This window comes from Herbaspirillum sp. 1130 (assembly GCF_017833835.1).
GTDB classification, from domain to species: Bacteria; Pseudomonadota; Gammaproteobacteria; order Burkholderiales; family Burkholderiaceae_D; genus Herbaspirillum; species Herbaspirillum huttiense.
The window spans coordinates 79731-105684 of record NZ_JAFICQ010000007.1; the positions used below are offsets into that span (position 1 = coordinate 79731).

General features: G+C 57.3%; 19 protein-coding genes and 2 pseudogenes. 12 read left to right on the top strand and 9 right to left on the bottom strand.

From position 1 onward, the window contains the following. The first annotated feature begins 5 nt into the window (after positions 1-5). Together JOD78_RS25900 and JOD78_RS25905 are read left to right on the top strand one after the other, a co-directional pair. On the top strand, positions 6-890 hold the full coding sequence (locus JOD78_RS25900; RefSeq protein WP_121037532.1) for a LysR family transcriptional regulator: 885 nt from the start codon (positions 6-8) through the stop codon (positions 888-890). A 449-nt stretch (positions 891-1339) separates the two neighbouring features. Next, positions 1340-1642, top strand: coding sequence for a 2Fe-2S iron-sulfur cluster-binding protein (locus tag JOD78_RS25905; RefSeq protein ID WP_134137672.1), 303 nt, complete (start codon positions 1340-1342; stop codon positions 1640-1642). Between the two features lie 829 nt (positions 1643-2471). Here the strand turns inward: JOD78_RS25905 and JOD78_RS25910 are convergent. Together JOD78_RS25910 and JOD78_RS25915 are read right to left on the bottom strand one after the other, a co-directional pair. After that, positions 2472-4508 carry an AsmA family protein gene (locus JOD78_RS25910; RefSeq protein ID WP_209569978.1) on the bottom strand — a complete coding sequence of 679 codons (2037 nt, stop codon included), beginning with the start codon at positions 4506-4508 and terminating at the stop codon, positions 2472-2474. A gap of 129 nt (positions 4509-4637) precedes the next feature. Continuing rightward, a complete protein-coding gene (locus tag JOD78_RS25915; RefSeq protein WP_034330421.1) occupies positions 4638-5597 on the bottom strand; it encodes a LysR family transcriptional regulator in 960 nt (319 codons plus the stop codon). Positions 5598-5765: 168 nt separating this feature from the next. On the opposite strand from JOD78_RS25915, the gene JOD78_RS25920 reads away from it, so the two are divergent. The 7 genes from JOD78_RS25920 (at position 5766) to gyrB (ending at position 14167) form a co-directional block, all read left to right on the top strand. Further along, a complete protein-coding gene (locus tag JOD78_RS25920) occupies positions 5766-5999 on the top strand; it encodes a hypothetical protein (RefSeq protein WP_034330420.1) in 234 nt (77 codons plus the stop codon). 641 nt (positions 6000-6640) lie between these two features. Further along, entirely contained in the window at positions 6641-6958 is a 318-nt protein-coding gene (locus JOD78_RS25925; RefSeq protein ID WP_209569976.1) for a hypothetical protein, read from the top strand. Positions 6959-7178: 220 nt separating this feature from the next. Continuing rightward, positions 7179-7946 carry a class II glutamine amidotransferase gene (locus JOD78_RS25930; protein WP_209569974.1) on the top strand — a complete coding sequence of 256 codons (768 nt, stop codon included), beginning with the start codon at positions 7179-7181 and terminating at the stop codon, positions 7944-7946. A gap of 397 nt (positions 7947-8343) precedes the next feature. Continuing rightward, positions 8344-9744, top strand: a complete 1401-nt coding sequence (gene dnaA, locus JOD78_RS25935) for a chromosomal replication initiator protein DnaA (RefSeq protein ID WP_039782909.1) — start codon at positions 8344-8346, stop codon at positions 9742-9744. 97 nt (positions 9745-9841) lie between these two features. Further along, positions 9842-10288, top strand: a complete 447-nt coding sequence (locus tag JOD78_RS25940; protein ID WP_134040104.1) for a hypothetical protein — start codon at positions 9842-9844, stop codon at positions 10286-10288. A 137-nt stretch (positions 10289-10425) separates the two neighbouring features. Beyond that, positions 10426-11532, top strand: coding sequence for a DNA polymerase III subunit beta (dnaN, locus tag JOD78_RS25945; RefSeq protein WP_039782907.1), 1107 nt, complete (start codon positions 10426-10428; stop codon positions 11530-11532). Positions 11533-11668: 136 nt separating this feature from the next. Then, the gene (gene gyrB / locus JOD78_RS25950; RefSeq protein ID WP_121037393.1) at positions 11669-14167 is read left to right on the top strand and encodes a DNA topoisomerase (ATP-hydrolyzing) subunit B; all 2499 of its coding nucleotides are present in this window, start codon (positions 11669-11671) and stop codon (positions 14165-14167) included. Positions 14168-15105: 938 nt separating this feature from the next. Here gyrB and JOD78_RS28155 read toward each other — a convergent pair. The 7 genes and pseudogenes from JOD78_RS28155 to JOD78_RS25985 all read right to left on the bottom strand — a co-directional run. Then, a pseudogene (locus JOD78_RS28155) lies at positions 15106-15429 on the bottom strand (helix-turn-helix domain-containing protein); the annotation flags it as partial. Between the two features lie 106 nt (positions 15430-15535). Beyond that, positions 15536-15933 (bottom strand): annotated as a pseudogene (locus JOD78_RS25960) (recombinase family protein); the annotation flags it as partial. A gap of 714 nt (positions 15934-16647) precedes the next feature. Further along, positions 16648-17265, bottom strand: a complete 618-nt coding sequence (locus tag JOD78_RS25965; RefSeq protein ID WP_134137670.1) for a YitT family protein — start codon at positions 17263-17265, stop codon at positions 16648-16650. Between the two features lie 52 nt (positions 17266-17317). Beyond that, positions 17318-17770, bottom strand: coding sequence for a RidA family protein (locus tag JOD78_RS25970; protein ID WP_134137669.1), 453 nt, complete (start codon positions 17768-17770; stop codon positions 17318-17320). Between the two features lie 56 nt (positions 17771-17826). Then, entirely contained in the window at positions 17827-18747 is a 921-nt protein-coding gene (locus tag JOD78_RS25975) for a pyridoxal-phosphate dependent enzyme (protein ID WP_209569909.1), read from the bottom strand. Positions 18748-18753: 6 nt separating this feature from the next. Further along, entirely contained in the window at positions 18754-20091 is a 1338-nt protein-coding gene (locus JOD78_RS25980; protein WP_209569911.1) for an MFS transporter, read from the bottom strand. Positions 20092-20118: 27 nt separating this feature from the next. Then, entirely contained in the window at positions 20119-21180 is a 1062-nt protein-coding gene (locus JOD78_RS25985; protein WP_209569913.1) for a succinylglutamate desuccinylase/aspartoacylase family protein, read from the bottom strand. Positions 21181-21324: 144 nt separating this feature from the next. Between JOD78_RS25985 and JOD78_RS25990 the strand changes: the two genes are divergently transcribed. The 3 genes from JOD78_RS25990 to JOD78_RS26000 all read left to right on the top strand — a co-directional run bounded on the left by JOD78_RS25990 (position 21325) and on the right by JOD78_RS26000 (position 25944). Continuing rightward, complete coding sequence (locus tag JOD78_RS25990) at positions 21325-22212, top strand: LysR family transcriptional regulator (RefSeq protein ID WP_166675621.1); 888 nt, start codon at positions 21325-21327, stop codon at positions 22210-22212. Positions 22213-22707: 495 nt separating this feature from the next. Beyond that, on the top strand, positions 22708-23565 hold the full coding sequence (locus JOD78_RS25995) for a hypothetical protein (RefSeq protein ID WP_245202307.1): 858 nt from the start codon (positions 22708-22710) through the stop codon (positions 23563-23565). A gap of 45 nt (positions 23566-23610) precedes the next feature. After that, on the top strand, positions 23611-25944 hold the full coding sequence (locus JOD78_RS26000; protein WP_209569917.1) for an EAL domain-containing protein: 2334 nt from the start codon (positions 23611-23613) through the stop codon (positions 25942-25944). Positions 25945-25954: the final 10 nt, after the last annotated feature.

Below are 25954 nucleotides of genomic sequence, written 5' to 3' on the forward strand. Positions count from 1 at the left end.
AGACGATGGATCTGACCCAGTTACGCGCATTTATCACAGTCGCCCATGAGGGCAACCTGACCCGGGCCGCTGAAAAACTGCATCTAACCCAACCCGCAGTGAGCCTGCAGATCAAGGCCTTGCAGGAAAGTCTTGGCATCGGATTGTTCAATCGGAGTGCATCCGGCATGGTCCTCACCGCCGAGGGCAACACATTGTTGCCGCTGGCCGAGCGCGTCCTGTCCGATGTCCAGGCTTTACGGCGGCACGCGACCGACTTGCGATCGAGTGAAAATATCGTGTCCGGGACATTGGCCATCGGCACGATCCTGGATCCGGAGTTCATCCGGCTCGGCGCTTTCCTGAAGTTGCTGGTCGAGCGCCATCCGCAATTGTCGACTCAGCTGGCGCATCACATGTCGGGATCGGTCCTCAATGAAGTCCGGGCTGGCCATCTGGACGTGGGATTCTTCCTGGGCGACCCCGGCAAAGGTTTTCATGCGATGACGCTGACCTCGTTCAGCTACAACGTCATCGCGCCCGCGGGCTGGAAGAACCGCGTCTCGGGCAAGGGATGGAAGGAACTGGCGCGGTTGCCGTGGATCTGGACGCCGCCAGAATCCGCACATCATCGTCTATTAAGCAAGATCTTCGCTCAACATCAGATAAAACCACAGACTGTAGCCTTGGTTGACCAGGAATCATCGATGCTGGATCTGGTGAAATCGGGGGTGGGATTGTCCTTGGCGCGCGAATCGATCGCGCTCAACCAGGCTCACGCGCATGGCTTGGTCATTGCAGATGCGGTCGAACTGTCGACTGAACTCAGCTTCATTGCATTGGAAAAACGACAACATGAAGCAGCGATCAAGGCGGTTTTCCAACTGTTGCAACAAGTCTGGCAGAACTGAGCGCGACTAGAAAGTTGCCGCATTGACATCTCAATGGGTTGCATTAAAGCAATTTCTTTCAGAAATCTCCTTCTTCCTGCCGAACCTAAAGGACTTTTCATCCGTATCAGGAGCTTGCCAAGGCCTTTTGGTGAGGTTTTTGGGGTTGAAAGCCAATTTTTTGGAAAGATGTCCACTGCGCACGCGCTTTCGGTTCTTTAATTCAGATGTGGATATATATAAGTAGTAGTAGTAGTTAACGCCGCCAAAAACTGTGGATAACTCGGTTTACACGAAAAAAATCAAGACTTTAGCTTTCTGATAAACGCTTGGTAAGCTTCTGCATTATCCAGGCACAGATTCTGGACAAAAATTCGGCCGTGGATAAATCGGCGAGATATACCCAAAACGCCCAGCGGATATGCAGAGACTTATCCACAGGTGGTCTCCAAACCCCACAAAATTACGGCATGGACTCCAAAAAACCTTTCCTGATCGCAATTCAGCCTTCGGGTTTGCAATTTGAACAAGTCGCCGGACTCTCGGTGTTGCAATCAGGCTTGCGCGCCGGCATCCGGCTGCCCAATTCCTGCCGGAATGGCACTTGCCGGACTTGCATGTGCAAATTGTTCACAGGCGAGATCGCTTATCAGATCGAATGGCCCGGCCTGACGCGAGAAGAAAAGGCCGAAGGCTGGATCCTGCCTTGCGTGGCCGAGGCCCAAAGTGACCTGGTGCTCGACGTTCCAGCCGCCGTCGACCTGAAGGCTTGATGTTTTATCCACAGCGGTCCCCGGGACCGGTCGGTTTTTAGCCGACAAACCCAGATTACCTCTCCCTGTGGATAAAAAAAGCCGCCCAAGGCGGCGCGGAGCCCGCTGGCAGCATTTCTTTTCCACAGCGCTCTGCACCCTGCGTTCTCTCTGACGGCGTCGCCCAGGACGTCATTCAATGCCGTTGCCGACGATCAGCTGTAAAAACACCCGCACAGCAAGCTTTTCCTGGTCGACAAGCGCCTTGATCCACGAACACTTTTGTTTTGCCCACAGCCGGTAGCGGTCCTGATGGCCTGCAAACCAAGCCGCGTCGCGTGCGAAAGCTCGCGCGCTTAGGCTTTAAATCTAAGCTGTTTATAAGATTAGTAGTGATGGTTAACGTCCGGCTGACATTGTGGATAACCTTGATTACGCGTGAAAAATCAGCTGTTTACGAAAAGGACAAGGCCTTGGGCAAGGTCTGTATGAAGTCATAACCGATCTTGGATAAAAATCCGCCTTTGGATAACTTTTTGACTTTTCCCCAAACGATGAAAAAGTTATTCAGAACTTTATCCACAGGCTGAGCGGAAATTGATGGATTCGCGTCGTGAAGGCAGGGAATTTCGGGATGTCACCGATTTCAGGCAATTCGACCCCGATTTAAGTCCTTGGCATGGGGGAAACAGGGGGCAGGAAGGGGGATTTCGGGAAATTTGCCCACAGGTGAAAAAAGCAAACGGGAGCCGAGGTCCACTGCGACTCATCCGAAATCACACCAAAAGCCAGCGGGCCAGGAAAGTTATCCCCTGGCCCGCCGGCTTTTTTCATGGTGTTTTGAGGCTGCCTATTTTTTAGGCGTCGACTTCAACGGCAGGGATTTTCCCGGTGGCGGGGCCTGCGGCGCCTTCTTCACCTCCTCCAGCAGCTGGCCACATTCGGCCTTCTGATCACCATCGATATTGATGAGGGGCAGGATGGCCGTTACCGGTGCCAGCAGGCCGAGCGCCACCGCACCGCCAGCACGCAGTGCCAGCACACCCTTGTTCACGCCGACATCCGGATTCTTGAAGCTGCCCTTCACGTACAGCGGCGAGCGCAGCGAGATGATGCGCAAGCCCTTGCTGCGTGGATGCACGTTCAGGTCCAGCTGTTCGTGCTTCATGTCGATGCTGCCATCGACCACGATCAGGGCGTCTTCGGTGTCCAGCAGCAGGGTCTTCACATTCATGACGCCATCGCGCACCGGCAAGTCGCCGGCCAGGCAATTGAGCCTGACCTCCTTGTCGCCAAACAGCTTGCTGATGACCACGTTGCCCACGTTCAGGCCCGCCGCTTCCAGCAGGAATTTGCTGATCGCACCCTGGTTGACCAAGGTCTTCACTTCGCCATTGGCCGAGCCCAGCATGGCGGCGACCGAATTGCCCGTCGCGCTCAGCTTCGCATCGCCGTTGATCTCGCCGAAGCTGGTGCGCGAGGCATCGAGCTGGGGATAGAGTTTCTGGATCTTCAGCTTGCGTGCAGAAAGCTTCATCTCGGACTTCATCCGGGCGGCCTGGCCATCCAGCCGGATGGTGGAGGTCAGGTTACCGCCGGCCACGCCGAAATTGAGGGGATCGAGCGTCAGCACCTTGTCCTTGAGGATCAGATGCGCCTGCAGGTCGCTGATGGGCAGTCCCTGCTGGCGCGTGATGCTTTTGCCGGTGAAGCGCACATCCGCATCCAGTGCGCCCCAGGCATCGGTACTGAAGGTCTTGACCGGCAACACCTTGTCGCCGGGCTGGCGCTCCTCGGCACCGCGCTGGGCTTTCTCCGCATTGGAGTCGGCACCGATCAGCGGCGCCAGATCATCAAAGCGCAGCACGTTGGAGGTCAGCGCTCCGGTCAGTTGCGGGCGTGCGCCCCCGGTCAGGTAGTCCAGGCTGCCGTTGAGATCGCTGTCGCCGACCTTGCCGCTGAAGTCCTGGTAATGCCACTCGCTGCGATCCGGGGAGATCTTGCCGATCAGGCGGCCCTCGGTGGCGAAGGGCGGCGTTTCCGGCAGCAGCACGCCGGTCAGGGGATAGAGATTGCCCATGCTGGCCCCGGCAATCGACAGCCGCAGGTCCAGCGCGGCCAGTTCGGCCGGCTTGGTCAGGGTGCCGCGCACACCGATGGTGGTCTTGCCGACCTTTACCTGGGCTTGCAGCGGATACGGTTGCTGCTGGTCCTGCAATGACAGCACGCCGCCGGCCTTGCCTTCACCTGCAACCGGCGCGCCGTTGAAACTGCCGGTCAGCTTCCAGCCCAAGCCATAGACCTTTTCCTTGTCGGGATCGAGGGTGTCGATGTCGGCCTTGATGTTGATCTTTTGCACAGCGTCGTTGAGGGCCAGCTTGCCCTGGCGCAGGCTGATGCGGCCCAGCTGCAGCTGCCAGGCCGATGGAGTGCTGCTATCGGTCTTGAAAGTCCAGTTGTTCACAGTCTCGCGGTTGCGCAGCAGAGAAACTGAAGGATCCTGCACCTCCAGCGACGGCAGGGAAATCTTGTGCACCAGCAGCGGCAAGGGATTGAGCGTGAAAGTGACTTGTCGCACTGTCGCCATCTGGCCTGAGGACGCGAACGCTGCGGGATTGCCCAGACGCAGATTTTCCGCCTGCAAGCGCGGCCACGGCACCCAGCGCGCCCAGAAGCCAGCCGGCGGCGTGGTCGGCTCAGGTCGTTGCCAGTGCAGGGAGAGATTGCCGTCGATGGCGAACTCGCGCCCGGTGGCGGCCGAGACGCGGGTATTGATCCAGGGCTTGGCCCGGTTCCAGTCGAAGGTAAGAATGAAAATGACCGCGGCGGCGATCACGAGGACGAGGCTGGCAAGCAGCCAAAGGAGGATTCTGGTCAGGCGCGGCATCGGGTCGGCTTCCCTGGTTGGGGTTATCAACAGGCGCCGATGCGCGCGGACGGGGGCTTTCCGGGCGTCTGTCTCCTGGACGCCTGTGGATGAGTCAGATCGGGAAAGCCGTTGTCCGCACGCGCTGCATCAGCGCTTCATGTTGATACGACCGAATTCGTCATGGGTTGTTGCAGACAAGTGCGCACGCAGCCACTTGTGGGCGGGATTGCGGGCGTCTCGTTCATGCCAGAGCATGTCGACGTGCTCCTCCGGGGTTTGGAAGGGCAATTCCTTCACCACCAGCGCTTCGGCCATGCCGGTGGCCGCCACCAAGTGGCGCGGCAGCACGGTGATGAGCTCGGAGCTGGCCACGATGCGCCCGGCCGTGAAGAACTGGTTCACCGTCAGCAGGATCTTGCGCTCGCGGTTCATGCCCGCCAGCACGTCATCGATGACGGCATGGGGTTTGCCGGACAGGCTCACCAGCAGGTGATCAGCGCTGCAGTAGCTATCCAGCGTCAGCGGCTGGCCGGCCAGCGGATGGTTCTTGTGCATCACGCACACGTACTGGCCGGTGTAGAGCCGCGCATGGCTGATCTGGCTCTTGGCCATGCCCTGGCCATCGGCCAGCTGCGCGGTCACGCCGGGGAAGAAGCCCACGGCCAGGTCGATGTCCCCGCGCAGCAGCATGGCGCGCGGATCGCGGGTGGTCAGCGGCATCATGCGGATCTTGATGCGCGGAGCGTCGCGCATGATGGTGCGCACCAGCGAAGGCAGCCACAGCGCGGCCGTGGCATCCACCATGGCCATGCGGAAGGTGTTCTGGGCACGCGAGATGTCGAAGCTTTCCGGCGCAATCACCGCTTCCAGCTCGGACAGCGCCCGGCGCACGGTCGGCCACAGCTCTTCAGCGCGCGGCGTGGGCTTGACCCCGTGGGCGGTGCGGATCACCAGGTCATCGTTGAGGGTGTCGCGCAGGCGGCGTAGCGCATTGGAGACAGCCGGCTGCGTCATGGCCAGCAAATTGGCGGCGCGCGTGAGGTTCTGCTCGGTCATGACGGCGTCGAATACGCGCAACAGGTTCAGGTCCAGGGTGAGAAAGCTCATAGGGCGGGCCTTTGCGGCGGTAAGGAGAGGCAGTATGGACGCCGGTGATCGCCGGCAGAAAGATTATTCACAGATTATATAACTGATATCCGAAACGGAAAGTGGGCAAACAAATGTGAGTTCACTACACTGCAATGCAACATAACACACAACGTCAAGGATCGAATCATGGCAACCATCGCACAAAGCACCAACAGCACCTTCAAGAGCAAGTTCGCCGCCGTCATGCGCAACATCTTCATCCACTTCGTCAAGGCCCACGAGCTGCAAGCCGTTGCTCTGGTCGCCGCCGAACAGGATCGCGCTACCGGTGCCCGCCAGCTGAACCGCATGGCCGACAAGTTCGAAGCCACCCAGCCGAACCTGGCTGCTGAACTGCGCTTCATCGCTTCGCGCGGTTAATCGAAGGTTTCTGCTTCACCAGATTCAAGTTTTACCGGTCGCGCATGACTTCTGCGTGACCTTGGCATCAGCCCCGAGCGGCGGATGCCGGTAGTGAAGGATTTCGGTAGTTCCCGGCGCGTACGGCGCTTATGTTGACGCTGATTCGATCAACGCGTCAGGACACCGATCCGTTGTCTCCTCCTCCCTCTTTAGGAAGGATTAACCCCGCAGGCTCAGCCTGTGGGGTTTTTTTTCGTGGGTCCGCTGCAAGCCACGTCCGGTGGGCTTCCTGCCTTTGCAGGCTTCATTTCCGGATGGCCGGATGTGAGCGTTTTGCCCGATTTCCCTATGCCAGATATTCAGCGCGTACGGGCTTGGCGTCAAACGGCGTTGTAAATCCGCATCGGTTCCGTCAAGAAAGGTGTGGCGGAGCGACTGCATCGGCGGCCCATGACCGGCTTGTCTCCCGCTTGAAGCGGGTTCCAGGACGATATGAAGCATTGGGGGCGCTGGAACCGCTTTATTCACAAACGCTATAACTGATATGAGAACTCTAAAGTAGTCATACAGGGTCCCAACCATCATACTGCGACGCAACAACAGTGAACTTGAATGCCGCGCAATCGTGTCGCGGCCTGATTATCAGAGGTAGAAATATCATGTCCTTCCTGAACCTGGCCTTTCCCGCAGAAGTAGCCCTGCCCTTCGCGCAGTCCTTCTTTGGTTTGATCGCGGCTTATGTCCGTCCGGCGCTGGGTCTGGGGGCACTGGTGACCCTGGTGATGGTCTTCAAGCCGCTGATCCTGGGACTGGCACAAGCCGCCGTGCTGCTGGTCAAGCCGCGCAAGTCGCTGGAGCAACGCATCCTGGCGCACAAGTTCAGCGGCAAGATGATGCTGAACCGCATGGCCAATGAATACAGCCTGTCCCAACCGAGTTTTGCCGCCGAACTGCGCAACATGGCCGCGCGTGACTGATCCAGTCCCCGCCTGACCGTAGTTCGAGGCCCACCGGCTTCTGGTCGTGTAGTAGAAGTTTTGTAGGTCGTACTGTGTCTCCTCCTCCCTCTTTAGGAAGGATTAGCCCCGCCAGCGCAAGCTCGCGGGGCTTTTTTTTGTCCACAGCCCGCGTCATGGCCGGCGGCAATCGTGATAACTTGTTCATCTGACTATCATCACAGCCTCACCGCAAGACATCATGTGCCAGCTTCTCGGAATGAACTGCAACACCCCCACCGATATCGTCTTCAGCTTCACCGGCTTTGCCACCCGTGGCGGGCTGACCGATCATCATCGCGATGGCTGGGGGATCGCCTTCTTCGAGGGCTCCGGGGTGCGCACCTTCGTGGATCACCAGGCCGCCGTGGAGTCGCCGGTGGCCGAGCTGATCAAGCGTTATCCGATCAAGTCGCAGCACGTCATCGCCCATATCCGCAAGGCCACGCAAGGCCGCGTCACGCTGGCCAACTGCCATCCCTTCGTGCGCGAGCTTTGGGGCCGCTATTGGGTATTTGCCCACAATGGTGACCTGAAAAACTTCACCCCCACGCTGGACGGCCCTTTCCGGCCGGTCGGTACCACCGATAGTGAACTGGCCTTCTGCTTCATCCTGCAGGAGATGCGCAAGCGCTTCGGCGACACCCTGCCCTTGCTGGCCGACCTGCGCGCGGCGCTGCGCGAGATCGTCGACGCCATCGCCAGCCATGGCACCTTCAACATGCTGCTCTCGGATGGCTCGGCGCTTTATACCCACTGCTCCACGAATCTCTATTACATCGTCCGCCAGCATCCCTTTGCCAAGGCCAAGCTCTCGGACGAGGATCTTTCGGTCGACTTTTCCGAAGTCACCACCACCAATGACCGGGTGGCCGTGATCGTCACCCAGCCGCTGACCGACAATGAAGTCTGGACCCAATATCAGACTGGTGAAATGAAGGTCTTTGTCGATGGTGCCGTGGTCGACTGAGGCCGGCCTTTTTGTCTTATCCACAGCCGGAATTTTCCTTCAGTTCATGTTGCCCACAGGGGAAATCGGGGACAGAAGTCGTCCCGATTTCCGGTTTTGCACAGGCTGTTACAAAAAACCTCGTCCCCAAGGATGAGCTTGTCTTGTCCACAAGCGCGCTACTCTGTCCCCCTATCACCCGCCCCTCAAGCGCCTTTGCGTGAATGCCATGAAGACGGCTGCTGCGCAGCCTGTGGATAGATGAAGTTTTTCAGGGTTTTTTGCCGGTTCGCCTGTGGATAACTTAAGTTTACCGGAGTAAAATGCGTCCCTCGTTTCGCGCCCGGACGACTTCGTCCACCGGCCCGTCCTTTGGACGCGGCAGTCGGGCGCCGCAATCATCCGACAAGAAAGCTTCATGGAAAACTTCTGGCAGGCCTGCTCCCACAAACTTGAGCAGGAGCTGACGCCTCAGCAATACAGCGCCTGGATCAAGCCGCTGGTCCCGCTCGACTTCGAGGACGGGCTGCTGCGCATCGCCGCGCCCAACCGCTTCAAGCTGGACTGGGTCAAGACGCAGTTCGCCAACCGCATCACGGCGCTGGCCTGCGAGTTCTGGGACGCGCCCACCGAAGTGCAGTTCGTGCTGGACCCGCGCGGTAACCAGGGCCGCCGCCCGGCCGCCAATGCGCAAGCCAATGGCGGTGGCGCCAGCGGCCTGGGTTTGCCCAACCACGAGCAGCTGCACCTGGATCCGGAACCGGCCCAGCCGGTGCGCGCGGTCGCCCCGCGTCAGGAACAGTCGCGCATCAACCCGGTGCTGACCTTCGACAACCTGGTGACCGGTAAGGCCAACCAGCTGGCGCGCGCAGCGGCTACCCAGGTGGCCAACAACCCCGGTACCTCCTACAACCCGCTGTTCCTGTACGGCGGCGTGGGCCTGGGTAAAACCCACATCATCCACGCCATCGGCAATCAGGTGCTTGTGGATAACCCGGGCGCCAAGATTCGCTACATCCACGCCGAGCAATATGTGCGCGATGTCGTGACGGCTTACCAGCGCAAGGGCTTTGACGACTTCAAGCGTTATTACCACTCGCTGGACCTGCTGCTGATCGACGATATTCAATTCTTCGGCGGCAAGAGCCGCACTCAGGAAGAATTCTTCTACGCCTTCGAAGCCCTGATTGCGGCCAAGAAGCAGATCATCATCACCAGTGATACCTATCCCAAGGAAATCAGCGGCATGGATGACCGCCTGATCTCCCGCTTCGACTCCGGCCTGACGGTCGCCATCGAGCCGCCCGAGCTGGAGATGCGGGTGGCGATTTTGATGAAGAAAGCTTCCGCCGAAGACGTGGTGCTCTCCGACGACGTCGCCTTCTTCGTGGCCAAGCACCTGCGTTCGAACGTGCGCGAGCTCGAAGGCGCGCTGCGCAAGATCCTGGCTTACTCCCGTTTCCACGGCAAGGACATCACCATCGACGTGGTCAAGGAAGCCCTGAAAGACCTGCTCTCGGTGCAGAACCGCCAGATCTCGGTGGAAAACATCCAGAAGACCGTGGCCGATTTCTTCAACATCAAGGTCGCGGACATGTATTCCAAGAAGCGCCCGGCCAACATCGCCCGTCCGCGGCAGATCGCCATGTACCTGGCCAAGGAGCTGACCCAGAAGAGCCTGCCGGAAATCGGCGACCTCTTTGGCGGGCGCGACCACACCACCGTGCTGCACGCGGTGCGCAAGATCGCCGCCGACCGCGCCAAGAGCCCGGAATGCAACCACGAGCTGCACGTGCTGGAACAGACCCTGAAGGGTTGATCCGCTCAACACGCCACAGGCGCTAAAACACCTGTGGATAAATCGACATGCCGCCCGCTTCCAGCGTGAACCGGGCGGCATTTCTTTTCCACAGGGCATGGCGAAGAGCGCAGGTGTATTTCGCCAAAATCGCCTGTGGATAATTGAAAAAAGCCGCCTTCGGCGGCATATGAAAGAAAAGACAACACGGCCTGTTGCCCATCCTTTTTTCCCTTCCAACGACCTCGCCTGCCCCCTGCCGCACTACTCTGAAGAGGGGATGATTGGTACAATGGAAGGCGTTATTTCGCAGGCGGACGCAAGGGCCGGCCATGGAGCAGGAAATCCGCGAAGTATCACGGAAACATCGAATAAAACCCCGGCAAGTTCCGGTAAAAGTATTCAAATGTTCCAAACGTATAGCCAAGTGGTTCTGGCTGCCCGGGTTTGTCAGGCGCAGATGGACAATGCCGGGTCGCTGTATCACCAGCTCTTCGGGAACGGGTATCGGACCGGCAGCGGCCGGTCATGCACAAGCAGGAGCGTTGCGTATTTCAGGAAGTGAGTTCAGCAGTGCGTGAGGCAGGTTGCACTGCAGGCAGCAGCTGTTTTTCACCAGAGGAGGAACACGCGCGACATGGGCATGACTGAACGCCGGCCAACGGCGCCCTTTAAACCACTATTAGCAAGGACAAACTGACTATGCAATTGGTTAAAACCCAACGAGACACGCTCCTGCGTCCTCTGCAGATCGTGAGTGGTATTGTCGAGCGTCGGCACACATTGCCGATTCTGGCCAATATTCTCATTCGCAAGGACGGCGAGAAGGTGTCTTTCCTGTCCACCGACATCGAAGTGCAGATCACCACGCACGCTGACGTCGGTTCGGGTAGCGAGTCCACGGCCACCACGGTCGCGGCCCGCAAGCTGCTCGACATCCTGCGCGCCCTGCCGGATTCCGGCGAAGTGTCGGTCTCCCTCTCCAACAAGCGTCTGACCGTGCAATCCGGCAAGTCCCGCTTTGCCCTGCAGACGCTGGCCGCCGAAGAATTCCCGACGGTGGCCCAGGCCGAGCACTACAACGCCCAGGTCAACCTGCCGCAGAAGACCCTGAAGCACCTGTTCAACATGGTTCACTTCGCCATGGCCCAGCAGGACATCCGCTACTACCTGAACGGCCTGTTGCTGGTAGTGGAAGGCAAGAACGTCATTGCGGTCGCCACCGACGGCCACCGCCTGGCCTTCTGCCAGGTCGAGACCGAGCAGGACTTCCCGCGCCAGGAAGTCATCATCCCGCGCAAGACCATCATCGAGCTGCAACGCCTGCTCGACGACAGCGATGATGAAGTCCAGCTGCAGATCGCCAACAACCAGGTCAAGCTGACCTTTGCCGACATCGAGCTGATTTCCAAGCTGGTCGAAGGCAAGTTCCCCGACTACACCCGCGTGGTGCCCAAGGGCTACAAGAACAGCTTCACCATCAGCCGCGACCAGCTGCTGCGCTCGCTGCAACGCGCGGCCATCATGACCAGCGACAAGTTCAAGGGCGTGCGCTGGGTGATCGCCCCAGGCAGCCTGAAGATCAGCTCCACCAATGCCGACCAGGAAGAAGCGGTCGAAGAACTGGAAATCGACTACGGCGGCGACACCGTCGACATCGGTTTCAACGTCAGCTATCTGCTGGACGTGCTCAACAACCTCAAGAACGACTACGTCAACATCGCCCTGGGCGATGCCAACTCGTCGGCCCTGATCACCATCCCTGACAACGCCGACTTCAAGTACGTCGTCATGCCGATGCGGATCTGAGCAAACCCGCTCCACGCGCACGAGGGGCCGTCCCAGACGGCCCCTCGGTTGCTTTTAAGAATTCCAAAGATTCATCCCCAGAATTCCGTTTTTTGCAGCTCCCTAGTCGTTTGGCTAGCATTTTCAGAAGGTAACCATGTCCTCCAGCCCCGCAGACAACACCAATTCCGCGCAACAAAGCTATGGCGCTTCTTCCATCCAGATCCTGGAAGGCCTGGAGGCGGTGCGCAAGCGTCCCGGCATGTACATTGGCGACACCTCTGACGGCACCGGCCTGCACCACCTGGTGTTCGAAGTGCTGGACAACTCGATCGACGAAGCCCTGGCCGGCTACTGCAGCGAGATCCACGTCACCATCCACGCCGACAACTCCATCTCGATCACCGACAACGGCCGCGGCATCCCCACCGGCCTCAAGATGGACGACAAGCACGAACCCAAGCGTTCGGCGGCCGAGATCGTGATGACCGAACTGCACGCCGGCGGCAAGTTCGACCAGAACTCTTACAAGGTCTCCGGCGGCCTGCACGGCGTGGGCGTGTCCTGCGTGAATGCCCTGTCGAAGAAGCTGAAGCTGACCATCCGCCGCGACGGCAAGGTCCACGCGATGGAATTCGCCAAGGGCATCGTGCAGAACCGCGAACTGGAGATGGTGGACGGCGTGCAGGTGTCGCCGATCAAGGTCGTGGGCGAATCCGACAAGCGTGGCACCGAAGTCCACTTCTGGGCCGACGAAGAAATCTTCACGCACGTCGAATTCCACTACGAGATCCTGGCCAAGCGTATCCGCGAACTGTCCTTCCTGAACAATGGCGTTCATATCAAGCTGACCGATCAGCGTACCGGCAAGGAAGAGGACTTCGCCTTCGAAGGCGGCACGCGCGGCTTCGTGGAATACATCAACAAGAACAAGAGCATCCTCAACCCGACCATCTTCCAGGCTACCGGCGAGAAGCAATCCGACCAGGGCACGCTGGTGTCGGTGGACGTGTCGATGCAATGGAACGATGCCTTCAACGAGCAGGTGCTCTGCTTCACCAACAACATCCCGCAGCGTGACGGCGGTACTCACCTCACCGGCCTGCGTGCGGCCATGACCCGCGTCATCAACAAGTACATCGAAGAAAACGATCTCGCCAAGAAGGCCAAGGTCGAGATCTCCGGCGACGACATGCGCGAAGGCCTGACCTGCGTGCTGTCGGTGAAGGTGCCGGAACCGAAGTTCAGTTCGCAGACCAAGGACAAGCTGGTCTCCAGCGAAGTGCGCGGCCCGGTGGAAGAAATCGTCGCCAAGACCCTGACCGACTTCCTGGCCGAGAAGCCGAACGATGCCAAGATCATCTGCGGCAAGATCGTCGAAGCCGCGCGCGCCCGTGAAGCTGCGCGCAAGGCACGCGAACTGACGCGCCGCAAGGGTGTGATGGATGGTTTGGGTTTGTCTTCCAAGCTGGCTGATTGCCAGGAACGCGACCCGGCGCTTTGCGAGCTGTACATCGTCGAGGGTGACTCCGCAGGCGGCTCGGCCAAGCAAGGGCGTGATCGCAAGTTCCAGGCCATCCTGCCGCTGCGCGGCAAGGTGTTGAACGTGGAGAAGGCGCGCTTCGAGAAGATGCTTTCTTCCGAGCAGATCACGACGCTCATCGCCACCCTGGGCACCAGCATCGGTGCTGACGAATTCAATCCGGACAAGCTGCGTTACCACCGCATCATCATCATGACCGATGCGGACGTCGACGGCGCCCACATCCGCACGCTGCTGCTGACGCTCTTCTATCGTCAGATGCCGGCGCTGGTCGAACGCGGCCACATCTACATCGCCCAGCCGCCGCTGTACAAGGTCAAGGCGGGCAAGGACGAGCGCTACCTGAAGGACGACTTCGAGGAAGCGCAGTACATGATGCAGATCGCCCTGAACGATGCCGAGATCAAGCCTTCTGAAGGTGCTGCGCCGATCAGCGGCGAGGCGCTGGTGGAACTGGCACGCCAGTACAACACGGCCAACGCGATCATCATGCGCCTGTCGCGCGCCATCGATGAATCGGCGCTGAACGCCATCATGACCGGCGGCGTGGCCCTGAAGATGGACAACATCGAGCAGGCCACCGCCACTGCGGAAGAACTGAAGAAGGCCATCAACGACATCAACATCGACGTGCAGGCGCGCGTGGATGAGCATAGCGAGAAGGTGGCGCTGCATATCCATCGCCGCCAGCATGGCAACATCAAGGCGACCGTGATCGATGCGGACTTTGTGAGCGGTCCGGATTACCAGCAGCTGTCGACGGCGGCCGAGACCTTCAAGGGACTCATCGGCAAGGGTGCCATCGTGGCACGCGGCCAGGGCGAGAAGCGCAAGGAATCGGTCATCACTGAATTCCGCCAGGCCATGTCGTGGCTGCGTGATGAGGCCGAGCGCGGCGTGAACAAGCAGCGTTACAAAGGCCTGGGCGAGATGAATCCTGAGCAGCTGTGGGAAACCACCATGGATCCGACCGTGCGCCGTTTGCTGAAGGTGCAGATCGAGGATGCGATTGCTGCGGATCAGATCTTCATGACCTTGATGGGCGATGATGTGGAGCCGCGTCGGGCGTTTATTGAATCGAATGCGTTGCAGGCGGGGAATATTGACGTTTGATTCGCTGTCGGATGACACCGAAAGTGAAAATTTTGCCAATTTAGTGAAAATAGGTTGACGCGAGTATTGAAAATATCCGTCTGTCAATAAATAAAAACGCCCGGCTTGCCGGGCGTTTTTATTATTTGGCCTTTGATTCGTAGAGTTTTTTATAAGGAGTCACGATAAGTGAAAATATCGTCACTCCCGTAAAAACGAACAGTCATAGTTTAGAAAATGTCCCACCTTACTGTATTTCAAAGATTGCTTCGACAATTCGACTATGACGCTACTAATTTTACGCTTCTAGAAATTCGTTGGCAGGGCTACGAACGAACAAACTTTAGAACCAGTATTGATGATTGTTTCTCCGGCTCTCTGACAACACCTCCGCTGAGCGAACTATATGGAGAGCCATAGGTGTTGGTCGTAATGACCACAGACCTTTTATGCTCCTCCGAAATCCCATCTAGCTGGACCATTGGGAAAGCATCTTTCGCGGTAACGCTCTTCATATCTTCCTCTGGAAGAATATGATCGAACCAAAGAAGATTTTTTACCCAATTTGGCCTCCCCAGTATTTTGTTAAGAGCAATCGACGCCGGCTCATTTGGGTTGTTCTTTACCCATTTTTCTACGCTTCGCCGGATTCTGCTGACGACAGCATCATCGATCATATAAAGAATATGTTTACCATCAGCGCTTGGTGCTGCTGCCGCGGCAGCAGAATCCTTAAGGCTCTTATTATCAAGAGCATGCCATTTCTCTCCCTTAGCGACCAAAACCTCAATCCCATGAGGAATGAGTCTGTCTGGTGCGCGTTGAGTACCGACTCGACTCATGTTGTTCATCAATGAGTGTTGTAATTGGAGAGCATAAACTGGGCGTAGTCGACCGACGCGCTGCCATGGCGGTGTTGATTTGCTCGCAGATTTGACCCTCTCCATTTGACCCACCTTCCACCGCCTACCAAAGGCGGCCACACGGTCATACGACCCTTCATATCCCAGTTCTTTTAGATCCAGGAACATCTGTTTCAGGGTTCTTCGTTGCTTTCGAGATTTAACGGACTCAGCGCTCAGCCAAGCGGAGAGCCTGGGAGCAAACTCATCAAGAGAGCTCGGTGAATGCCTTGCTGGGTATGCTGGTTCGATCGCGTCCGACCGGATATAACGGCGAACCGTATTGCGGGAGATGTCCAGGCGGCGGGCGATTTCCCGGATTGAGATATGGTCTCTAATGTACCAGCGTCGAATAATTCCAAGTAGGGCCACGTTTATCACTCCGTTCTCCCGCTCGCTGTCATGAGCAGGATTGTGGTCTAAACATGGGTCAACTTAGGATGCAAATTTCCTGAGAAAGTGGGTCAGATTTAAATGCAATTCAACAACGTCCCCATCTGCTGACGTCGTAGACTAAAATAACCCCGAATTCAGCGACTCCAGACTCTACGTCAATCAAAAGTGACTTCAACTGGTCACGACCTTCTAGTCGTAATCCACTCTTGCCCGCATCCGTGTAGACCTTAGTAATTTCCAGGTTTCGTGACAGAGCGAACGCTGTTATTACCTCGAGCTGATTTTCGGTCGAATATTGCTGGTGCTCAGTGGACATACGTACATACGCAGCAGCACGCTGCTGAGTAGCTTTGTCCTGGGTGCGATTTGCGGGTCTGTTTGAAGACATCGCCTTCACCTCATCTAGTCCATCTGCGCTATGACCTAACCTCCTATGTTTGGGATCAATATACTTTCGCTGAGGTGAAATATGTTGCGAGAAGCACGCAAAAAATTGCGGAATCAAGCTCCCAAAAATTTAACATCTCATGAATATGCGATAGCGATTGAGGTCGCGCTCAAGCAAGAGATTGGAGCATCTCGGCACGCTGTGAAGACGCTGTGTAAGCTTACGAACGCAAGCGAGAGGACTGTGCAGAACTGGTTGTCCGGCGTCAGGGGGCCGAGTGCTGTGCATCTGATTTTGCTGGCGCAAAATTTTTCTTCCGTCCGATCTACGTTCATGTTTCTCTCCGGGCAAGAAAGCCAGTATGCCGTTGGATCGGAAATAATCGTTGACCTGTTATTTGAGGCCATTGCACTACTGACACAGCGTTAGGGGTTTAACGAACCGAATTGAGCGGTCGGCGTCGATGCATACGCGAACAGAGGGAAATGAAGAAATAATCGATAATGGTCAGCAAATAGCGGTGACCGTGCTAGAGGGGCATCCCCAATTTCATTATCTGTGACGCATATTCATTTTTTTTTCAGTTAATCTGATTCTTTGCAGCTCCGGCGCATATTCACGATTGTGAAAAAAGCCTTTGAAATCAGTGCCCTGGATTTTCACTTACTGTGACTCCCTACATGTCGGGTGACAAAGAGGGTGACCCCACTGCCAGCTAATTGAAGGTCCGTGTCGTCATCAATGACAAAAGCCAACCTGTGGGTTGGCTTTTGCATTTGGAGCTTGGATAGTCAGTAGCTTGGCGCCGTCGTTGGTCATCTTGCGATGTACCAATCCGGCCGATGATTCCATGCAACTAAGGTGTTGAGCACCGATGCTCCAATCAGGGAGAGCAAAACGCGTGATGGCGCCAATACACCGAGCGCGGCGCCGAAGAGAGCGACGTCAAATAACAACTGGCTCCAGCCCGCCTTGAAGTTAGTTTTATCCTGAACATACAGTGCCAGAATCCCTATTCCTCCGCTGCTGGACCCGTGACGAAATAATCCGATCAGCCCTAGTCCGATGACTAGCCCCGCCAGTATCGAACCAATTAAGGGGTCGAAGCTTTGATAGGAAATTCGATGGATGAAGAGGTTGGTGAGCACTGAGATCGAAGACACTGCCAGCAGTGTCTTGAGGGTAAATCTCATGCCCATCCGCAGCACAGCAAGCAGGTAAAACGGGATGTTGACCAGAAAGAACGACAACCCGAATGATATCCCCGTTGCATAAGACAAGAGAAAGCTCAGGCCAGCGGTCTGTCCAGTAATGAGGCCCAGACTGGCAAGCATGGACATGCCAAATGAGATGGCTGTTATCCCGATGAACTGTCCCTGCACGTTATCGAGAAAGCTATGTCGGGCAAACTTTTTCTCTTCTTGAGTTTTCATTTCTCTACGAAGGCGGGACCCTGGCCCCTCTCCCCTGCTGGCGGTTCCAAGTTCAAAATTCCACAATCAATTCAATTTCAATGCACGCCCCAAAGGGAATCTGGGCGACACCAAATGCGCTACGGGCGTGGCTGCCGGCACTGTCAAACACTTCAGCAAAGAGTGCGCTTGCGCCGTTGGCGACCACATGGTGGTCCGTAAAAGTGTCTGACGAATTGACCAATGCCGTCAATTTGACCACCCGCTTTACTCTGTTGAGGTCACCCAGCGCTTCGTGAACTGTACCCAGCAAATCAATCGCGACCGACCTTGCGGCGGCGGCACCGTCCTCCACTTTCATGCTGGTGCCGAACTGACCAACCCACGGAGAACCATCCCTTTTCGCGATATGACCGGAGACGAACAACAGATTACCCGTTGCTACCCATGGCACATAAACGGCCGCAGGCGGCGCTACTTTGGGAAGCTGGATACCCAGCGCAATCAATTTCTCGTAAATATTCATTTGAAGCTCTCTGAATGATTGGACCATCCGAATGAATGGCATCTTGATCGTCCAAATTATGCGAAGTCAGCATGCCACGCCTGTAGCTGACCGATGGTGGTACCAATACCACCGCAGGCAATGACGACAACGCGTTTGGCTTCAGGGAATAGATGCTTGATTTCACCAAGGGCCGCGACCGAGACACCGCATGCGGGCTCCGTCAGAATTCGATGGAAATTGAGTAGGTCGACTGAACCTTGCACCGCTGCCTTGTCAGTCAGAGCACAGGTTTTTACGTTGAATTCAGAAGCAAGTTCGTAGGTACGGCGGCTAACAGTCTTGGCACCCAGAGAAGTCGCAACCGTGGCAATTTCTGGCAGGCTGACAATACGCCCCTCCGCCAAGGATTGATGCAATGACGCGGCACCAACAGTCTCTGCAGCTACGATACCTACATCGCTCCAGCCGATGTTCTTCATCCCTTCGATGATGCCGTTCAGCAGGCCGCCACCGCCCACAGAACATACGATGACGTCTGGTTTCTCCCCTTGCGCTGCCAGTTCCTCGACCAGCGTGGAATGCCCCTTCCAGAGCAGTGGGTCATCGAACGGATGGATGAAGACGGTCCGCTCGTCCAGAAGTGTTTGGGCTTTTTCATTTGCCTCAATCCAGGAGTCACCGAAAACCACGACCTCCGCTCCCTGGGAAGCAATCAACTTCTGCGCATGCAGTGAGGTCGTCACGGGAACGACCACAGTAACGGGCACGCAGAGCTGCTTGCCTGCATAGGCAACGGCGTAGCCGGCGTTGCCGCCAGAGGAAGAGACGAATCGGCTTGCCCCTTCTGCATAATAGGTTTCACATGCATGCCCGATGCCGCGAATCTTGAAAGAGCCGGACGGTTGTACCGCGTCAAGCTTCAGGAAGACCTCAACGTCGAACTTTGCAGAGAACTCCGTGGACAGGACAAGGGGGGTAATTGTATGTAGGGCCATATCTGTTCAATTGATTGGTGAGATTTCTTTATCGCGCAGAGCAGGCAGCATGAAGGAGCCCGCAACGGCCAGACAAGCTGCAAACGCAACGTACCAGACAGGTGCCAATGGGCTACCTGTGAAATTAATGAGCCATGTGGCGATCAGGGAAGAGAACCCGCCGAACAGCGTTACCGCCAGATTGTAGGCAATGGAAACACCCGTGGAGCGTACGTCAGCGGGGAACAACGATGCCAGCGTACCGCCGGCAGGCCCCGTGAACGCCGACAGCGTGACCGAAAGAATGCATTGCACGATGACCAAGGTTGAAATTGTCGGTACCTGAGTGAGCCAGAGCATGAGTGGATAGCAGCTGACCAGCAGAGAAATTGAGGCAAGCTGCAACAGCAACTTGGGCCCATGCTTGTCTGCCAATGCGGAAAAGAGTGGGCCACAGATCATTGCTGCGGCAAGTGCAGCGGAATTGCTCAGCAGCGAAGTTGATGCTGGAAGATGCAGCTCGCGCATCGCGTATGTGGGCATGTAGACGAGAAAGAAGTAGGTTCCAACAGTCCATAGCACGGTGATACAGAATCCCGAGATGGTTTCTCGCGGATACTCGCTGATGGTTCGAATGAATGTGGGACGGTGCCGGCCTTCCAGCCTGCGCTTGACCAAGGCTTGCTCGAACTCTTCCGATTCGGCTGTATGGCGACGGATGTACCATCCCACGGGACCGATAAGCAAGCCGATGCCAAAGGGAACTCTCCATCCCCACGACTCCAGCGTCTCGGGGCTCATCCATGCGTTGATAGCCGCGCCTACCAGGGAGCCAATGAGAAGAGCACTGACCTGCATCAGTTGCTGGAAGCTGGCAAATAAAATTCGGTGTTTCCTGGGAGCCTTTTCCAGCAAGAAGGCCACAGCGGTCCCCATTTCGCCGCCTGAAGAGAAGCCCTGGATGAGACGAGCGACAACGATCAGTAAAGGTGCCGCAATACCGATAGAGGCGTAGGTGGGACAGAACGTGATGATGCATGTCCCGATGACCATCGTGGAAATCGTCCAGCTCAGCGCAATCCTGCGCCCTTTCTGGTCTGCGATCGCACCGAGAACGATGGCGCCGACAGGACGCATGGCGAAACCGACTCCAAACGTTCCAACTGTCAGGAGAAGCGATACATAGGCTGAGTCCGCAGGAAAGAACAGGCGGGAAATCAACACGGAAAAGTAGCCGTACAAGGCGAAGTCATACCATTCGAGCATACAGCCGACCGTCGCGGCGAGGACCGCTTTCTTGTCTGCTTTCTCTTTTTTTGTCTGGTCAGGCCCAGGTCTATCGCTACCGAATCTTGTATCGTTCATGTTCTTCTCTCGATTGGTTTGGCTTTTTTAAGTCCGTGGTGTGGCTATCACCGCGCATGAGGTACCGGGCGCAACAGTCCCCAACTGGCGAAGGCTGTACACGATTCCAGATTCTTTGAAGTGCAATGGAGCGGGGGCCTTGTGTGGCGCACTCAGAAAATGGATATATCCAGCCAGAGCGCCAACCTCAACCTGGTCTCCCAGTCGAACGGCAGGCTCAAAGACGCCCGTCTCGGTCGCCAGCACATAGGCGTTCGCACCCGTCATCGCATAGAATTTCGTCGTTGCGGGCCGCTCCTTTGAGGATGTCTTTTCAAGAACGCCCCAAAACGCAAGAACGTCACGCACCCCCTCCCGGCACAACTCAAGCGCCTCGATATTGACCCTGCCGCCCCCGGCCATTTCTGTGCAAACACAAGTCAAGCCAGCTGACATGGCAGACGAGACGCACAGTCGACTGTCTCCGAGGTTATCCATCACTACGCAGACCGGTGCGCCAAAACGGCTAGCTGCGAGCTTGCAGCGCTCAAACTGGTCAGCGTTGTCGGAGGGCTGAACAATCGTGCTTGGAATAATTTCCAGGGAGGAACCACCGGAGTGCAGGCTGAGTAGTGCATCGGACCGGGAAATCAGCTCGTCGTTGACGAACGCCGCAATCTGCTCCGTGATCGTGCCTGCGTGGTCGCCAGGAAAGACCCGATTCATGTTCTTTCCGTCGACGGGTGATGTGCGATGTCCAGCATCTACCGCGGGTGTGTTGATTGCGGGAACGATGATCAAACGTCCATTGATATCTTCCGAACGCAACGTACGTATCAGCTCGCCCAGGGCAATGGGCCCTTCATATTCATCCCCATGATTTCCTCCTTCCAGTAGCACCGTCGGACCATCTCCATTTCCGATAACTGCAATTGGAACGCGCACAGTTCCCCATGCATCTTCATGTGGCGAATGAGGGAAAAAGACGAAGCCAGATTGGTGCCCATCACCGTCGAGATCAATGTCAGTGAAATAAGTTGACGATTCTCGGTGCAGGGCAGCAGGGACCCGCCCTTTGGCGGTGCGAAGTGCATTTTTCGGGTGCATCATTCTCAACTCTCTCGATTTGACGGGTTCCTGAAGCTCTACGTCCAAGATGAGTTCATGCTAGTGAGCTTGAGCAAATCAAACAAATACCAGTTCAATATAGAGAGCTATACTTCCGCAGCATAGCTATTCGTGGAGATGCTAAAAATGGAGCTAAAACAGCTTAAGTATTTTCTTGCGGTATGCCGATACGGAAGCATTGCGCATGCTTCACAAGAAATTCATATCGCCCAGCCGGCCTTGTCACGCCAAATTTCATCGTTGGAAGATGCATTGGGAGAGACCCTTTTCATCAGAGGACCGAAGGGGGTAGCGTTGACACGCGCGGGGGATGAATTGAAGCTGCGCGCAGAAGACATTCTTGCGCGCTCCACGGCACTTTCTTCACAACTCAAAATTGCTTCATCGGGTCTGACCGGCCGACTTCGGATTGGCGTTCTTCCTGGCTATAGCTGGTTGCCCAGTCTCGCCCAAGCCATTGCGTCGCTGCGGAAAACAGCGCCGAACGTAGAGGTATTGGTTGAATCGATGTTCTCTGCAGAGCAGCTGACCCGCTTGTCCCGCCACGAACTGGACCTGGGCATTGTAGGTTGGCGCTCGCCATTCAACGCCGATTTCATTGGCCAGAAAATACATTCAGACCGTATGGTGCTTGCGGTACCCATGCGTACAGCGTTGGCGAAGCGGCGCGGGAAACTGAGGTTGAAAGATATTGCGCAACAAAGGCTGATCATGTTCCCACGTGAGCGGTCACCGGCACACCATGATGCGATTTCTGACGCATTCTCCGCAGCGGACCTGGCGTTGTCTGCGCAATCGCAAATATTGGTGGCTGATGTGGCTACTGCAGCGGGAATGGTCGCTGCTGGTGTCGGATGTGCATTCGTTCCCGCATCATTTAAGGAGCAGTGGGCAGGGAGCATTGCCTTCAAGCCGATAGATGACCTCGAAGTGGTTTTTAATATTGAAATCGTACGACATGCGCGAACGGAGGATTCACTGGTAGATAGATTCTTGCGAGGGTGGCCAAGATAATGAAGATCCGGCTAACTGTTTGTGGTAGACCGTTATTGGAATTCGGGTTCGGTGACTCGGGGGTGATTTGCGTAAAAAATAATCTCAAGTCTTGTTCCTTCAAGCTCTCAAAGAATACTTTCTGCTGCCCCGCAAAGCTCGAGTCATGGCCCGCCATGTTCCGTCCTTCGCCTTGCCACCAAGATGCAGAAAAAAATGAGGAAACGAGAAGCGCTTGCGAGGCCTCCGACAAAGGCCTTGCCCGAGTCACAGATTTGGCATTTTGCAATATAAATAGTCGCAATCCCTCACACCCAAATCCGCACCCGCTCTACGTTTCCGCCCGACACCCCCCATCGCTGCCCCTACACCACAAAATCCTCACCACCCCACACAAATCCTTGCGATTCCCTCCCCGCTTGCATAACATCATCTGAACAATTCGAGCTCCCCACCGCCATGAGTAGAGACAAGTCGAGCGCCCGAAGCGTAGTCGCGGTCTTGCTCGTCCTGGCGATGAGTCTGCTCTGCGCCGCCTCCGCCCGCGCCCAATCGCCTGCCGCCAATGCGCAAGTCATCGAGATCAAGCTCGCCGATCTCCATGAGGACAACCCCCTGATCAACTACCGCAAGGCCGTCCTCGAACTGGCCATGCGTGCCAGCGGCCGGCCCTTCTCCATCAAGGGCTGCCAAGTCGCCAATGTCGCCACCTCAGACCAGCGCTACGTGCAGCTGATCCAGGCCGGCCAATACTGCAACCTCATCACGACCTCCGCCGGCAGCGGCATGACCCGCACCCTCGAATCCATCCCCTTCCCCATCTATCTGGGCGGCGGCTATCGGGTGTTGCTGGCCAACCGCGAAAGCTTCGAACGCGCCCGGTCCATCCGTACCCTGGACGACCTGCGCGCCTTCACCATCGGCTCCGGCATCGGCTGGGTCGACACCAGCATCATGCAGGCCAACCAGCTCAAGGTGGCGCAAGGCAACTACCTCAATCTGTTCGAGATGCTCAAGGCCGGCCGCTTCGACTTCTACAACCGCTCCATCTTCGAAGCCACCAGCGAACTGGAAACCTATGATCCCGGGCATCGGCTGGCCATCGTCCCCGACCTGGTGCTGTACTACCCGACCGATCTCTTCTTCTACACCTCTCCCGGGCGCGACGATATCCGCGATGCGCTGCTCGACGGCCTGAAAAAAATCCATCGCAACGGTGCCCTGCTGGACCTGATCCAGAAACACAGTTCCACCCGGCAAGTCCACCAGGCCATGCGCGGCACGCGTCCGCGCGTGATCGAGTTGCACAACGACAGGCTGACCCCCATCGAACGCCAGGCCATCGAGACTTACAGAATGGACTGGTTCAAATAGGTCCACGCCGCCCTTCCATCCACCTCCTGACCCGCACGGCCCGCCATGATCAAGAAGACTACCAGCCTCGGCCTCTACATCGCCTGTGCCATGCTGTTGGCCATGAGTCTGCCAGTGGTGGTGGCCCTGACCATCCTCAACGGCACGCGCGAGCAGCAGATCAGCCAGGAAATGACCACCCTGGTCGATGAGAAAAGCCAGACCCTCGCCCACAGCCTGGTGCTGCCGGTCTGGAGCCTCGACCAGAACGACATGATGGCTCTGCTGCAAGGACGCATGCTCGATACCCAGGTGGTCTCTGTGGAAGTGCGCGACCCCGAGGAGCGTGTCCTCGTGCGCAAGGAAGAACCGCTGCGCCGCGCAGGCAGCCTGCTCACGCGTACCTTGCCGCTGACCATGCAGCAGCCGGACCGCATGGTCACGCTGGGCAGCGTGCAGGTGGTGGTGTCTGATGCCCAGCTGCAGCGCAAGCTCGCCGCAGACAAGCGCTTCCAGACGCGGGTGCTGCTGGCGCAGGCAGTGGTGGCGCTGCTCATCATCGGCCTCCTGGTCTATCGCCGTATCCTCGCGCCCATCCGCAAGCTGACCGTCGCGGCCGGCCGCATCGAACGCGGGCACTTCGATACCCGTATCGCACTCACGCAAAAGGATGAGATCGGCCTCCTCGCTCACCGCATGGAAGCCATGCAGACCAGCCTCAAAACCCTCTTCGATGAGCAGGCGGCCATCCTGGGCAATATCCCGGCGGGCGTGCTGTTCGTGCGCGATGGACGGATCGCCTTCGCCAATGATGCTGCGCAGTCCATGCTTGCGCTCAATGGCGCGGGACTCACCACGCTGGCCAGTGCGCAGATCTTCGAGGATGCGCAGCAGCAAAGCCTCTACATCAACCAGACGCTGCTGCGCCCGCATGGCGCGACCGGCGAGATCGTATTGCTCAAGCGTGCCGATGGCCGCAGCTTCCCGGCCGAACTGCATACCTCGCTCATCGATGGCACGGGTCAGCACGACCAGATCTGGGTCATCATCGATGTCTCCGAACGGCTGGAAGCCGAGAGCCGCATCGACCGCCTGGCCTTCTATGATCCTGTCACCGATCTGCCCAACAAGAAGTTGTTCCTCGATCGCCTGCGCCGTGGCCTGGGACGGCAGCAGGCACACGGCCTGCCGCTGGTGGTGTTCTACATGGAAATGCATCGCGCCGATCTGTCGCACGGCCTGGTCAAGGCCGATGATGCAGACCGGCTCTTCAAGGAATGTGCGCGACGTCTGGGGGCCTGTGTCGCCGCCGACCAGACGCTGGCGCGGCTCGATGGCGAACGATTTGCGCTGGGATGCGATCTGCCGGTGAGCGACCTGGCCGAAGGCATCCGCTTCTGCGAAACGCTCGCACACCGCCTTATCGCCGCGCTGGCCGAACCGCAGGGCAGCACCGTGAGTTTCCCCTACTCTCTCAACATCGGCATCAACATCCTGCGCGGTGACGTGCAATCGGCCGAGGAAGCGGTGATGCAGGCCAAGTTGGCCATGGTGCAGTCACTGGCAGCAGGCCGCAATGTGTTCCGCTTCTTCGATCCGGCCATGCAGGCCCTGGCCAGCCAGCGCAGCGCACTGGAAGTGGAATTGCGCACGGCGGTGGCGCAGCATCAGTTCGTGGTGCATTACCAGCCGCAGGTTACCTTTGAGGGCAAGGTGGTCGGGGCTGAGGCGCTGGTGCGCTGGAAGCATCCGCTCAAGGGCATGGTGCCGCCGGCGCTGTTCATTCCGGTGGCCGAAGAATTGGGATTGATGGAAGAGATCGGCCACCAGGTGCTGGAAGCCATCTGCCGCGATCTCGAATCCTGGCAGCGCGAAGGACTGGCCAGGGAGCTGGTGGTGGCGGTCAATGTGTCGGCGCAGGAATTCAAGGTGGACCACTTCGTGGCGCGCTTCCACGAAACCATTCGCCAGCACCGCATCAGCTCCAAGGCGGTGAAGGTGGAACTGACCGAAAGCATGATGATCGACAAAATCGATGAGGTCATCGAAAAAATGAATGACCTCAAGTTGCATGAGGTCTCGATTTCGCTGGATGATTTCGGGACCGGGTATTCGTCCCTGTCCTACCTGGGACGCTTCCCCATCGACCAGCTCAAGATCGACCAGAGCTTCGTGCGCCGGATGCAGGATGATGCGGCCACGGCCAGCATCATCCGCAGCATCATCATGCTGGGCCAGAGCCTGGGGCTGTCCATCATCGCCGAAGGAGTGGAAACGATGGAACAGCGTGACCTGCTGCATGCGCAGGGTTGCACGCTGTATCAAGGCTATTGGTACGGCCGGCCCATGCCGGGAGAACAGTTCACGGCGCTGCTGGAGGGCCGGCAGCGCGCGTCCTGAGCACAGACCC

Excerpts from the sequence above, each read along its gene's own strand:
- JOD78_RS25900 (WP_121037532.1), top strand. The coding sequence starts at position 6 with ATGGATCTGACCCAGTTACGCGCATTTATCACAGTCGCCCATGAGGGC.
- JOD78_RS25905 (WP_134137672.1), top strand. The coding sequence starts at position 1,340 with ATGGACTCCAAAAAACCTTTCCTGATCGCAATTCAGCCTTCGGGTTTG.
- JOD78_RS25910 (WP_209569978.1), bottom strand. The coding sequence starts at position 4,508 with ATGCCGCGCCTGACCAGAATCCTCCTTTGGCTGCTTGCCAGCCTCGTC.
- JOD78_RS25915 (WP_034330421.1), bottom strand. The coding sequence starts at position 5,597 with ATGAGCTTTCTCACCCTGGACCTGAACCTGTTGCGCGTATTCGACGCC.
- JOD78_RS25920 (WP_034330420.1), top strand. The coding sequence starts at position 5,766 with ATGGCAACCATCGCACAAAGCACCAACAGCACCTTCAAGAGCAAGTTC.
- JOD78_RS25925 (WP_209569976.1), top strand. The coding sequence starts at position 6,641 with ATGTCCTTCCTGAACCTGGCCTTTCCCGCAGAAGTAGCCCTGCCCTTC.
- JOD78_RS25930 (WP_209569974.1), top strand. The coding sequence starts at position 7,179 with ATGTGCCAGCTTCTCGGAATGAACTGCAACACCCCCACCGATATCGTC.
- dnaA (WP_039782909.1), top strand. The coding sequence starts at position 8,344 with ATGGAAAACTTCTGGCAGGCCTGCTCCCACAAACTTGAGCAGGAGCTG.
- JOD78_RS25940 (WP_134040104.1), top strand. The coding sequence starts at position 9,842 with ATGGCGAAGAGCGCAGGTGTATTTCGCCAAAATCGCCTGTGGATAATT.
- dnaN (WP_039782907.1), top strand. The coding sequence starts at position 10,426 with ATGCAATTGGTTAAAACCCAACGAGACACGCTCCTGCGTCCTCTGCAG.
- gyrB (WP_121037393.1), top strand. The coding sequence starts at position 11,669 with ATGTCCTCCAGCCCCGCAGACAACACCAATTCCGCGCAACAAAGCTAT.
- JOD78_RS25965 (WP_134137670.1), bottom strand. The coding sequence starts at position 17,265 with ATGAAAACTCAAGAAGAGAAAAAGTTTGCCCGACATAGCTTTCTCGAT.
- JOD78_RS25970 (WP_134137669.1), bottom strand. The coding sequence starts at position 17,770 with ATGAATATTTACGAGAAATTGATTGCGCTGGGTATCCAGCTTCCCAAA.
- JOD78_RS25975 (WP_209569909.1), bottom strand. The coding sequence starts at position 18,747 with ATGGCCCTACATACAATTACCCCCCTTGTCCTGTCCACGGAGTTCTCT.
- JOD78_RS25980 (WP_209569911.1), bottom strand. The coding sequence starts at position 20,091 with ATGAACGATACAAGATTCGGTAGCGATAGACCTGGGCCTGACCAGACA.
- JOD78_RS25985 (WP_209569913.1), bottom strand. The coding sequence starts at position 21,180 with ATGATGCACCCGAAAAATGCACTTCGCACCGCCAAAGGGCGGGTCCCT.
- JOD78_RS25990 (WP_166675621.1), top strand. The coding sequence starts at position 21,325 with ATGGAGCTAAAACAGCTTAAGTATTTTCTTGCGGTATGCCGATACGGA.
- JOD78_RS25995 (WP_245202307.1), top strand. The coding sequence starts at position 22,708 with ATGAGTCTGCTCTGCGCCGCCTCCGCCCGCGCCCAATCGCCTGCCGCC.
- JOD78_RS26000 (WP_209569917.1), top strand. The coding sequence starts at position 23,611 with ATGATCAAGAAGACTACCAGCCTCGGCCTCTACATCGCCTGTGCCATG.